Here is a 12,412-nt window from a genome sequence, read left to right as displayed (position 1 = left end):
GCATCCTTGCACCAAACTTATTCAATCGCAATCTTTTTCTCTTGGATTTTCTCAATAACTTCCGCTTTCTTAGGAAGCTTAATATGCAAAACACCATTTTTTAGTTCTGATTTAATTTTATCTTGATCAATATTCCCAGATAATCTAAAACTTCTTGCAAAAGAGATATCTCTTCTCTCTACTCTTAAGTACTTATCATGTTTCTCTTCTGATTCATCCTTACTCTCATAACTTATTGTCAAATAATCATTTTTAATTGAAATTGATATATCATCTTTTTTTATCCCCGGTAAGTAAGCTTCAAGAATAAATGATTTGCCCTCATCCTTAATATTAACTGGAATATCATGAACACCTTTAGGACTCATAAAATCAAAATCATCATTCAAAAAATCCAGAAAATTTTTCTTATAATTTGTTAATAACATATAAAACCCCTTTTTATCAATTTATATAAAAGCTCATACAAAAAAACATTCTATTTAAATATTAAACAAATATTCAATAATTTTAAACAAATATTCAATAAATATCATAAATAAATAATAAGTATAATGATGATGGGAATAAACTTAACATTTAAATGCAATAATAAGTCCAGTTATGTATAATAAAATACACAAAAATGAAAAAGTCGCCCTTATAAGGCGACAAAGTTCAAATTTTTAATTATACTTGTCTCAATTTCTATTAATATTATTAAGACTCTTGCAAGCAAGTTTTACACGTTCCTTAATGCTAATCTCAGATTCTCTAAGCCACACTCTTGGATCATAAAACTTTTTGTTTGGAACATCAGCATTACTACCATCACCAAGTTGCCCTTGTAATCTATTTTCATTATTCTTATAATAATTCAATATGCCTTCCCAAGCAGCCCACTGAGTATCTGTATCAATGTTCATTTTAACAACACCATAAGAGAGTGCTTCATGAATCTCTTCTATTGTAGAGCCAGAACCCCCATGAAACACATATGAAACAGGCTTTGGATCACTTGAATTAGTCTTTGATATAGTCTTTGATATAACATAATTTTGTCCATCTCTTAATACTTTAGGGGTAAGCTGAACATTTCCAGGCTTATAAACTCCATGAACATTTCCAAAAGCTGCTGCAATCTGGAAATTAGGACTAACTTTCATAAGTTCAGAATATCCATAATAAATATCTTCAGGGGTTGAAAATAACTCATGTTGCTCCCTATCTGAATTATCAACACCGTCTTCCTCACCACCAGTAATTCCAAGCTCAATTTCCAGAAACATCTCAATTTTAGACATTCTCTCTAAGAACTTTTTTGATATTTCAATATTTTCTTTAATTGGCTCTTCAGACAAATCTAACATATGTGAAGAAAACAAAGGACGTTTATGCTCTTGATAATATTTCTCTCCATACTCCAAAAGCCCCTCAACCCAAGGAATTAATTTTTTTGCGCAATGATCTGTATGAAGAACAACAGGCACTCCATAATGTTCTGCTAGCAAATGAACATGCATAGCACCAGAAATGGCTCCAAGGATAGAAGTCCCCTGAGGTTTTTCGACCTTGAGTCCCTTACCACAAATAAAAGCAGAACCACTATTTGAAAACTGTATCATAATAGGAGAATTAACTTCTTTTGCTGCTTCCAAAACAGCATTAATTGAATTTGTACCTACACAATTAATTGCAGGAATAGCAAATCCTTCACTCTTACATATTTCATATAAAGTATGTAGCTCCTTACCATAAACCACTCCAGGCTTAATCTTATCTAACACACCCACCTATAATACCTCCTTCCTCATAAAATGACATATATCTTATATTATATACCTTAAAACCTAAAACTGACCCTAATCTAAAAAAACAAAAATTCAAAAAACAAACAAATACAGAACAATATACTACTCAACTATCTTAGATTTATACCAATTTGCAAATTTTTTTATCCCCTCCTTAATAGAGATTAAGGACTCATAAGCAAAATCATTTTTAAGTTTTGAAATATTACAACAGCTTTTCACAACATCTGCTTTTTGCATAGGTAAAAAATTTTTACAAGCTTTATTTCCAAGATTTGTTTCAAGTTCATTAATAAACTCCAAAAGCTCAGTAGCATGTCCCGTACCTATATTATATATCTTATAAGGAGCAAGGGAGCTTGAAGAATTGGGATTTTGTACATCAAAATTAACATCACTCTCCGCTGGTTTTTTAAGTACACTATAAACACCATCTGCAACATCATCTACATACGTAAAGTCTCTAGCCATATCCCCATTATTAAAAACATTAATGGGGGTTTGTTTTATAATCCCATCTGCAAATAAATATAATGCCATATCAGGTCGGCCATAAGGCCCATAAACCGTAAAAAATCTTAATCCTGTTGTTGGAATATTAAAAGATGAACTGTAAGCATGAGCTATAACTTCATTAGACTTTTTGCTAGCTGCATATAAATTTAAAGGATGATCTGTAATGCTATCCTCATCTGAAGGCATCTTTTTATTTATTCCATACACTGCAGATGTTGAGGCATAAACAAAATGCTCAATATGACTTTTATGTATTCTGCATGCATCCAACACATTAAAAAACCCAACAATATTAACTGAAATATAACTATCGGGATTTTCAATACTATCTCTAATACCGGCCTGAGCTGCCAAATGACAAACATGCGTAAATTTATAATCAGAAAAAAGAGATAAGACTTTATCTTTATCTAAAATATCAAGATAAATAAAACTTAAATTATTATATTTATTACTTTGAATAATTTTTCTACTACCTATATTCTTACGATCGAACCCTAAAACTTCTAATCTCTCATATTTCAGATTAGGTTCATAATAATCATTTAAAACATCAACACCTAAAACTTCATGTCCATTATCAGCAAGCCTCTTGGCAACATGGAATCCAATAAATCCTGCAATACCCGTTAAAAATACTCTCATACAATAATCCCCTTAAATTAAATAAATAATAAATTTATTATTCTAATCCCCATAACTACAAAATATAGACCAATTAAATATCAGTCGCTCAAGTAAAATCTAAACATATGAATATAAATCATCGGTTTACAATATATAGAAAGAAAAAACCTTATTTCCTAACATTAGAGTCCCTTTTTTGATAACTACGAAAGTTATTATTATATTTACTACTCCTAACATAAGAAATTCTAACTCGCTTTAAATTTCCATCTCCCTCACTCTCTGTTTTAATATCACTATAACGATTCAAAGTAGTATGAATAATTCTTCTCTCAAAAGGATTCATTGTTGGCAAAAGAATAGAACGTCTACTCCTTTTAACCTTATGCAAAGAATTGATTGCCAAATTAATAAATCTTGATTTAAATCTTTCTCTATAATCCTCAATATCTAATACTATCCTATTAAAAATACCATTGTCTCCAATAAGCCTAGACATGTAAACATTTGCCAAAAGCTGCAAAGCATCTAAATTTCTTCCTTCTCTTCCAATCAAGATATTTGGACTGTCTGTATCAATAGAAATCTTAATATACTCACCTTCTCTAGATTCAATCTTTAAATCAACACAATAACCCATTTTATTTATCATTTCTTTAATAAAATCCAAAACCTTATCACAAATACCTTCATTAATCTGAGCCTCAGACTTTAGTGTGTCCTCTTTCACATGAGGAGACACTTTTATCTTAATCATCTCTTTTTTAAATAAAAATCCAACCTTTTCCTTATCCAAAATCTCTACATCAAACTCACCTTCTCTTAAATCAAGATCTCTCATTGCCTTTTTAATTGCTTCTTGTTCTGTTTTTCCATAAAATTCATAACTCATCTGTTCCTCCTTTCAGATACATTCATCTTTATATAGTATTGTTGCAAAATAGTAAAAATATTGGTTGTAATCCAATAGATTAAAAGTCCTGATGGCATATCATAAAGTATGAAAAAAAACATAATAGGCATACCAAAATATAAAAATTTCTGTTGTGATCCAAGATTTTTAAAACTAACATTAGAACTAATTATTGTAGATAATAACTGAGTAATCATCATAATAAAAGGTAAAATTCTAATATCAGTCCATACAAAAACTTTATACCCAAAATAATATATGCTATCACCAATTGACAAATCATCAATCCAACCTGGAATAAAACTAGCCCCCCTTAGCAAAAAGAAATTATTTACAAGCCCATAAAGAGCAAAAAACACAGGTAGTTGTAAAAGAATAGGCAAGCATCCTCCAAGAGGATTAACACCTTCTTCCCTATAAAGTTTACCCATTTCTTCATTTAATCTTTTGGGATCATTTTTAAATTTTACTTGTATCTCTTTCATTTTTGGCTGTAACTTAGAAAGTTCTGCTGTAGCCCTAAAACTCTTAAAAGTCAAAGGAAATATAAGTATTCTTACAACAATTGTCAAAAAAATTATTGAAAGTCCCCAATTAGGAATAACATCATAAAAAATTTGCATTATTAATTGCATAGGAACTTGAATAAAGTATAACAAGCTTTTCTCTACAGACATTCCAAATTCAACATTAGATAAACCAAAACTATTTAGATTATTTTCATTAAAAATATCTAAATATCCATTATCTCTAGGACCTGCATAAATATAAAAGGTATCACTAAAACTAATGTCACCTATTTTGTTTAAAACAAAAGTCTTTAAAACTTTATTTTCTTGTTTGAATTCAACATTCATATTTTCTTTTGAAACTAAAACTTCAAAATATTTAGTGCTTGAACCAACCCACTTAGGCTTAATAACACTTAAACCATCCTTACCATATCTAAGCTTAGTATCATAATAAATACTCTGAGATAAATAATTATTATATTGCAGTTTACCTCTCTCACTTAAATTTTCAATATCAGAACTTAATACAAATTTATAAAAATCAATATCAAAATTATCATTAGCATCAACATTATTTAAAAAAATTTCAAGCTTGATTAAATATTCATCTTTGCTTGAAAATGTATATCTCTTTATATACTCATAATATTTGTCATTATATTCAAACTTGGTCTTAAACTCATGTGTATAATCATTTATTTTGTCATATGAAAACAAACTTTTAGTTAAGTTATCAAAGGTAATATAAAAAAGACCTCCCCTGTCCATATTAACCTTAACCATTTCTGTTGGATTCCTCTCTAAATTTAAATGATCTTTAAGCTTTAGAGAAACTAAATTACCTCCAAATGTCGAAAAAGTAGCATAATATATGCCAGTCTCAACACCAATTTCTTTAGAATTAGCACTTAAACTTAAAGTATCATTTTCATCAATTGAATGATGCTCAACATCAAAATCTCTATCTAAATTAAATCCAATCTCTCTCTCCATTACAGAAGGGGATTTTCTAGAGAAAAAGACATCATCAACAAGCATAAAAATACCAATAAAAAATAAAGACAAATAAATAGCTCTCAAAATTCTTTTACTCTGACTCACACTTTCCTCTTCATGACATGCACAATTATATTCTTTAACATAGTATCAACTTCATAATAACTAACATCTACTCTTTGAGGATAAACTACGAAAATAAAGTCAACATACCTATTTTTAAGTAAAGCTAACTGTTTCCTAAAACATTCCTTAAAAATTCTCCGAACACGATTTCTCTTAACAGCACCTTTAAAAACTTTAGGAAAAGTAACAATCATTCTAGAGATTGATAAGCTTGTAAACTCATAAAATATGTTAATTCCTTCTATCCTAATAAATCTACCTTTTTTAAAAAGCTCCTGAATTTCTACCTTTGATTTTATGCTAATATTTCTTTTTTTCATCAGAAACAGTTAATTTTGATCTTCCCTTAGCCCTTCTTCTGGCAAGAATAAGTCTTCCACCCTTAGTTTTCATCCTAGCCCTAAACCCAAATTTCCTGTTTCTCTTAACCCGACTCGGCTGATAAGTCCTCTTCAAAAAAGCCCTCCAATTAAAAACATTCTTTAGTCATAAGATATAAGTTAAACACTACAATATTATATTATACAAATACAATTGTCAACAAAATCATCTTATCAAAACCTTTATATCCAATATTTCAAGACCTGTAGACTCCTTTATTAATTTTATTATTTTTGATCTATTAAGAGAAACAGTATATAAAACACTTGAATTCTTAACAGCAACAAATAATATTTTATTATCCTTCAAATTCAATAATTTTACTCTATCTGCAAGATCTTTAAATATAATTTGCCAATTTTTAGACAATATAAAACTGGCATTTAGCTTTTCATTAGCACATATATCCGTATTTAAATATTCTTTAAGTACATCAGCGGCTTTTTTAAAGCTGAAATCTTCCATTCTTAATCCTGTATACTATAAACTTACTGTCTTGTTTAATATCATAACAGTCATCTAAAAACGTAAAGAAGCATTGAGAATCTTTCGGTAGGATATCAAAGATTCTCTTTCTTCTCACACTATCCAATTCCAAAAATACATCATCAAAAAGCAAAATGGGAGCTATACCAAATTGCTTATTAAACATAATGACCTGAATAAGTCTATAAATCAAAGCAAGTGCCCTGATTTGTCCTGTCGAAGAATGATGAGTAAATACTCTCTCACCACTTAATATCTCATATAAATCTCTGTGTGGACCCATTAAAGTACTTTCACTGTAAAGTTCATCTTGTTCTTTTAAAAGCAAAGTCTGCAAAAATTCATCCCTTTTAGAACATTTCACAGAAGGTAAATATTTAATCTCTAAACTATAAGAAACATCAAAAATAAAAGAATAATAGTACTTAAAAAACTCATAAAAATGCTTGATAAAATTTTCCCTCATTTTTGTTATCTCAAAAGCAAAATCAACAAAAGTTTCATTATAAACTTTAAGTAAATCTTTATTGCCTTGTCTTAAAATCAAATTTCTTTGCTGTAAAATCTTTCGATATTTCCTAAGAGAATCTAAATAACTTAAAGAAACAAGACTTATTGCCTGATCAAAAAACCATCTCTTCTTAGCAGGAGCTCCAATGATAAAGTCAGTATCATAATTTGAGAAAATAACTGATGGAATGTTCAATATCAAATTTTTTCTATCTTTTACAATGCTATTGTTAACCTTTATTTCTTTTTTCCCATTTCTTAAGGACAAACCAATTTCTCCAGCCTTTCCTTCAGTATTATAGAAACACTTTAAATAAAATTCGGTCTTGCCATATGTAATAAGTTCTCTATCAGTACGAACTAAAAAAGACGATGCAAAAGCAAGACAATAAATAGCATCAAGAATATTAGTCTTACCTGAACCATTCTCTCCGCAAAAATAAATATTATTAAAATCAAAATTAATGACCCGATTCTCTATATTCTTAAAATTAAAGAACTCTACTTTCTTTATCATCTTTGCCAATAAAAAAGAATTTTAATTTAATACCATGGGCATTATCAAATGAATGAAACCAAAATTCGCAGGGTCACTTAATTTCAATATACCTCCTCCACTGAATTTTATCTCTAACTTTGAAGTATCAAATACACCCATTGCTTCAGTAAAATAAGCACTATTAATAGCTACAACTTCCTCGCTCCCTTCATAATCATAATTAGGACTTTGTACAAAAAATTCACCCTTTCTTCCTGTAATTGGATCTTCTGCCATAAGTCTTAGTTGATTGCCTGCAAAATTCAGAATAACTTTTTTAGACCTTTTGTCTGTGTAAGAACTTACCCTTGAGAGCCTATCTTTTAAAATGCTAACATCGATTAATGCTTTGTTCTGTTGTTCATTTGGTATGATACTTTCATAGTCAGGATAGTTTCCATTTATCAGACTGCAAACTATTTTATAATTATTGAATTCAACATAAAATTTTTTATCAGAGATCTTGAGCTTTATAATACCTTCTCCTACCATCATCTGCCTTAGAAGATTAACCATTTTGACAGGAACAATAAAATTGATATCCTCCTCAAATATTAAATCTGTTTTATATACAGACAGTCTATGCGAATTGGTGGAAACAAATGTCAATGCAGAGTTTTTGTCCTTTGTAAAATAAATTCCATTTAAAACGTTCTTGGACTCATCATGTGAGGCTGAAAATGAGACTTTGTTTATAATTTTCTTAAATTCCCTTTGGGTTAACTCAACTGTTAAATTGTAAATCTCTTCATTTATGTCATAATTGTAAATTTCAATCTCTTCACTAGAAAAAGTTGGCTCACTTAAATGATCATTTATGAAATTATCATTCTTATTTTCTGATTCACCAATAATGCTTAATTTGCTTTCATCTTCCATAAATTTTATTTTTAGCTCATTGTACAAATTTAGTGCTTTTACTGCATTTGAAAAGTTTGAAGCATTGATTAATACTTTAAAATTTTCTGCTGAAACAATTGGAATTGTGCTTTCAAAAAAGATATTCCTATCTGTTGCCTTTATCTTGAGGTTGGAATTTTTTACTTCGAGTAATATTGCACTCCAAATGTCATTTATGTTCCTATTTAAAATTATACTTTTGGCTTTGTCAATCTCGTTCGAAATCTGTTCTGTGTCGCACAGTATAAATTTTTCGTTCAATGTTTTACCTCCTTTTATTATATTATCATTTTTTGGCTTTCATTAATGCAAATCTTGTTCGGTTTATTGTACGTGTTTTTTTATTATATTTTATATAGTTGTATTAGTAGGGGGCTGTCTAATTGTTTAATTCTATTTATTTCTTTATTTTATAAGGAATAATATATGTTTAATTGTTTGTGTTTTTTGATGAATTATTTGTTTAATTTGTTCAAAAATATTTTGAATTTTATATATTTTGCTAGTTTTTGTTGATTTTGTTCATAAGTTCTATGATTAAATTGTTAATTTCTAGGTCATTGTTTCTCTCTTTATCTATCTTATTTATCGAATAAAGCACTGTTGAATGGGTTTTTCCCCCAATGATTTTACCTATTTCAATTGTTGAAAGCTCTGTAAAATTCCTCAGAAGATAAGCATAAATGTGTCTTGCTTTTGTGATTTCAGGTTTTTTGCTGTTGCCTTCAATGTCTTTATTTGTAAGTTTTAATTCCCTTAAGATAACTTTTTTTATACTTTCAATGTTAATTGTGTTATTTGTATTTGTTTTATCGTTTTCATAAGCTATTATCTCTTTAATTATTTTGTCTACTATGCTAGTGTCGATTTCTATATCTTCAAGGTCTATGTGAGCTTTTAATTTTGTTACAGCAGCTTCAAGATCTCTTATATTTGTTGTAACTTTTTTAGCAACTAAGTTGAGGATGTTTTTTGGAACTTTTATTCCATCTTCTTCTGCTTTTTTTTCTATAATTGCCACTCTTAATTCAAAGTTTGGTTTTGATATGTCGACATTGAGTCCCCTTGTAAATCTGCTTTTTAATCTATCTGTAAAATTGATGAGTTCTGAGGGTTGTCTGTCGCATGTAAATACCATTTGTTTATTGTCTTCATAAAGAGCATTGAAAGTGTGAAAAAGCTCTTCTTGTATACCTTCTTTTTTTTGTAAATCATGAATATCATCTATTAATAACATATCTAGGTGTCGGTATTTTTTCTTAAATCTTTTTGTTTCATTTGTTTTTATACTTTCTACAAATTCATTTAAAAAATTTTCAGCAGTTACGTAAAGTATTTTAAATTCTTTATGTAATTCTTCTATTTTGTTTCCTATACTTTGGAGTAAATGTGTTTTGCCAAGACCAACTCCACCATAAATTAGACATGGATTGTATTTTTTACCAGGATTTTTTGCGATTGATAAGCTTGCATTATATGCAAGTTTATTATTTGGACCTATAATGAAGTTTTCAAATGTGTATTTCTTTTTAAGAAAAGGATTTCTATATTTTGTATGAATGTCTTCTTTTATAACGTAGTGTTTTGTATGTTCTATTATGTTCTTTGTATGAGTGTTAAGTATTGTTCTTTTTTCGGGTGAATCTTGTTGTATGGAAATGTCTTTGAGTGAAGTGTTTTTTAATTCCATGCTATGAGTCTTAGGTTCTTTTGGTGGATTTATAAATTCAACATTAATCGTATTATGGCCTTTTTCAGTGAGAATTTCTTTTATTCTTTTGGAAAATCTTTTTTCTACTTGGTTTTTATGAAAAGAATTTGGAGCAGATATTTTTATACTCTCATCAGTTGCATCTATGAAATATAGATTTTCAAACCATATGTAAAATTCTTCTTCAGAAAGTTCTTTCCTTATTGCTGCTAAAATTAAGCTCCATATGTTTTTTCCCTCTTGCATATTTTATCCTCGTCAATTTTGGCTTTTTATCATTATATCTTTTTGATTATTAGTATTGTGTATGTATAAGTATATAGTATAATAATGAACTGGAACATTATCTTAACTATTTGTGGGTCTTGAAATTTTATTGGTTTTAAGTCAAGTTGAATGTGTCTTGTAATTTGTGTTATTTAATAGATATTATATTGTTTTTAATGTAAAATTTGCTTATATCATATATTATGATTAATTGTGTGGAAGGTTTATGAGTTATGTTGCTAGTAATATTCAAGTGTTAAAGGGCCTTGAAGCTGTTAGAAAAAGGCCTGGTATGTATATTGGATCCGTTTCAATTAATGGATTGCATCACTTGGTTTATGAAGTGGTTGACAATAGTATTGACGAGGCTTTAGCGGGTTTTTGCGATAAAATAGAAGTTGTTATAAATTCAGATAATTCTGTAACAGTCAATGATAATGGTAGAGGAATTCCTACAGATATTCATGAAGAGGAAGGAATTAGTGCTCTTGAACTTGTTTTGACTAAGCTACATTCTGGAGGAAAATTTAATAAAGGTACTTATAAGGTTTCTGGTGGCCTTCATGGGGTTGGGATTTCGGTTGTTAATGCTTTATCATCTTTTTTAGAAGTTGTTGTGAGCAGGGATGGAAATTTTTTTAAGCAGACTTATTCCAGGGGTATTCCAACATCTGAGGTTGAGATTGTTGGGGTAAGTTCTAATAGGGGTACTAAAGTTACTTTTTTAGCTGATTCTGAGATTTTTGAAACCTTGGAGTATGATTTTGAAACTTTATCAAAGAGATTGAGGGAACTTGCATTTTTAAATGATAAGATACGAATTTCAATTGAAGATAAGAGATTGGGAAAAGAGAGATTTTTAGAATTTTATTTTGAAGGTGGAATAAAAGCTTTTGTAGATTTTATAACAAATAATAGCAAAAATATTCAAAGTGAGCCCTATTTTATTGAAGGAACTTATGATGATGTTATTGTTAGTGTTGGACTTAAGTGGACTGAAGGGTATTCTGATAATATTTTATCGTTTGTAAACAATATTAATACTAGAGAAGGAGGAACTCATGTTGCTGGTTTTAAGAGTGGCTTCTTAAAGGCAATGAGTGAAGCTTTTAAGGATTCAAAGATAAGCAAAAAAGATGTTCCAAATCTTACATTAGATGATTTTAAGGAGGGTTTAACAGCGGTAATTTCTATTAAGGTTCCAGAACCTCAATTTGAAGGTCAAACTAAAGGGAAATTGGGAAATTCTTATATAAAAAAAATTGTTGAAACTATTGTACATAATGAGCTTTTGAAAGTTATTGGTAATAATCTTTTAGAGGTAGATATTATTCTTAATAAGGCAATAAGAGCTGCTCGTGCTCGTGAGGCTGCAAGAAAGGCAAGAGAGTCTGAGAGAAAAAAAAGTGCATTTGAAAGCTTGGCATTGCCTGGCAAATTGGCAGATTGTGCATCTAAAAACCCGGTTGAAAGGGAAATTTATATTGTGGAAGGAGATTCTGCAGGAGGAAGTGCAAAAATGGGAAGAGATAGGTTTTATCAAGCTATCTTGCCATTGTGGGGTAAAATGCTTAATGTTGAAAAAACACGGGAAGATAAGGTTATTACAAATGATAAGCTTATTCCAATAATTGCATCTCTTGGTGCTGGAGTTGGAAAGAATTTTTATATTGAAAAACTTCGTTATCATAAAATTATTATTATGGCTGATGCCGATGTTGATGGGTCTCATATTCGAACATTGCTTCTTACTTTTTTCTTTCGTTACATGAGGGAGTTAATTGATAATGGACATGTATATATAGCTATGCCACCTCTTTATAAAATTAAGTATGAAAATAGTGTTCATTATTTTTATGATGATTCGGAAAAGGAAGTTTTTTTAAGCTCTATCGAGATTGGCAAAAGGGATAAAATTAGTCTTCAAAGGTATAAGGGGCTTGGAGAAATGAATCCTACACAACTTTGGGAAACCACTATGAATCCTGCTACTAGAAAAATGAAATTAATAGAGATAGATGATGCTATACAGGCTGAGAATATTTTTGTTACTCTTATGGGAGATGATGTTGAGCCTAGAAGAGAATTTATTGAGCAGAATGCGCTTGATGTAGTAAATCTTGATGTGTGATTGGAGCA

The 12,412-nt window shown here is 29.4% G+C and carries 12 protein-coding genes; 1 reads left to right on the top strand and 11 read right to left on the bottom strand.

Annotated features, from left to right (window positions below; all coding sequences use genetic code 11):
• Positions 1-17: 17 nt before the first annotated feature.
• From bvRMA01_RS02225 to dnaA, 11 genes are all read right to left on the bottom strand, one after another.
• Positions 18-428 (bottom strand): Hsp20/alpha crystallin family protein, encoded by a 411-nt coding sequence (locus bvRMA01_RS02225; protein WP_011772393.1) that lies wholly within the window; start codon positions 426-428, stop codon positions 18-20.
• 252 nt (positions 429-680) lie between these two features.
• Positions 681-1,772 (bottom strand): class II fructose-bisphosphate aldolase, encoded by a 1,092-nt coding sequence (gene fbaA, locus bvRMA01_RS02220; RefSeq protein WP_247031876.1) that lies wholly within the window; start codon positions 1,770-1,772, stop codon positions 681-683.
• A gap of 120 nt (positions 1,773-1,892) precedes the next feature.
• Positions 1,893-2,951: an NAD-dependent epimerase/dehydratase family protein gene (locus bvRMA01_RS02215; RefSeq protein WP_247031874.1), complete on the bottom strand. Its 1,059-nt coding sequence runs from the start codon at positions 2,949-2,951 to the stop codon at positions 1,893-1,895.
• 151 nt (positions 2,952-3,102) lie between these two features.
• Positions 3,103-3,825 (bottom strand): RNA-binding cell elongation regulator Jag/EloR, encoded by a 723-nt coding sequence (gene jag, locus bvRMA01_RS02210; RefSeq protein ID WP_011772390.1) that lies wholly within the window; start codon positions 3,823-3,825, stop codon positions 3,103-3,105.
• A complete protein-coding gene (gene yidC, locus bvRMA01_RS02205) occupies positions 3,822-5,459 on the bottom strand; it encodes a membrane protein insertase YidC (protein ID WP_247031872.1) in 1,638 nt (545 codons plus the stop codon). The genes jag and yidC overlap by 4 nt, the downstream gene beginning before the upstream one ends.
• Positions 5,456-5,800: a ribonuclease P protein component gene (gene rnpA / locus bvRMA01_RS02200; protein ID WP_247031870.1), complete on the bottom strand. Its 345-nt coding sequence runs from the start codon at positions 5,798-5,800 to the stop codon at positions 5,456-5,458. The genes yidC and rnpA overlap by 4 nt, the downstream gene beginning before the upstream one ends.
• Positions 5,781-5,936 carry a 50S ribosomal protein L34 gene (rpmH, locus tag bvRMA01_RS02195; RefSeq protein ID WP_011772387.1) on the bottom strand — a complete coding sequence of 52 codons (156 nt, stop codon included), beginning with the start codon at positions 5,934-5,936 and terminating at the stop codon, positions 5,781-5,783. Before rpmH ends, rnpA begins: the two co-directional genes overlap by 20 nt.
• 90 nt (positions 5,937-6,026) lie before the next feature.
• Positions 6,027-6,326: a DciA family protein gene (locus bvRMA01_RS02190; protein WP_011772386.1), complete on the bottom strand. Its 300-nt coding sequence runs from the start codon at positions 6,324-6,326 to the stop codon at positions 6,027-6,029.
• Positions 6,307-7,374: a DNA replication/repair protein RecF gene (gene recF / locus bvRMA01_RS02185; RefSeq protein ID WP_247032404.1), complete on the bottom strand. Its 1,068-nt coding sequence runs from the start codon at positions 7,372-7,374 to the stop codon at positions 6,307-6,309. Before recF ends, bvRMA01_RS02190 begins: the two co-directional genes overlap by 20 nt.
• A 21-nt stretch (positions 7,375-7,395) precedes the next feature.
• Positions 7,396-8,556: a DNA polymerase III subunit beta gene (gene dnaN, locus bvRMA01_RS02180; protein ID WP_247031868.1), complete on the bottom strand. Its 1,161-nt coding sequence runs from the start codon at positions 8,554-8,556 to the stop codon at positions 7,396-7,398.
• Positions 8,557-8,797: 241 nt separating this feature from the next.
• The gene (gene dnaA, locus bvRMA01_RS02175; RefSeq protein WP_247031865.1) at positions 8,798-10,252 is read right to left on the bottom strand and encodes a chromosomal replication initiator protein DnaA; all 1,455 of its coding nucleotides are present in this window, start codon (positions 10,250-10,252) and stop codon (positions 8,798-8,800) included.
• Positions 10,253-10,499: 247 nt separating this feature from the next.
• Here dnaA and gyrB point away from each other — a divergent pair, with 247 nt between their 5' ends.
• Positions 10,500-12,404, top strand: coding sequence for a DNA topoisomerase (ATP-hydrolyzing) subunit B (gyrB, locus tag bvRMA01_RS02170; RefSeq protein ID WP_247031863.1), 1,905 nt, complete (start codon positions 10,500-10,502; stop codon positions 12,402-12,404).
• Positions 12,405-12,412: the final 8 nt, after the last annotated feature.

Origin of the sequence: Borrelia venezuelensis (genome assembly GCF_023035835.1) — a bacterium.
Classification (GTDB): Bacteria; Spirochaetota; Spirochaetia; order Borreliales; family Borreliaceae; genus Borrelia; species Borrelia turicatae.
The sequence above is the reverse complement of the archived record's forward strand: the minus strand, read 5'-3'. Positions and strand labels throughout refer to the sequence as shown.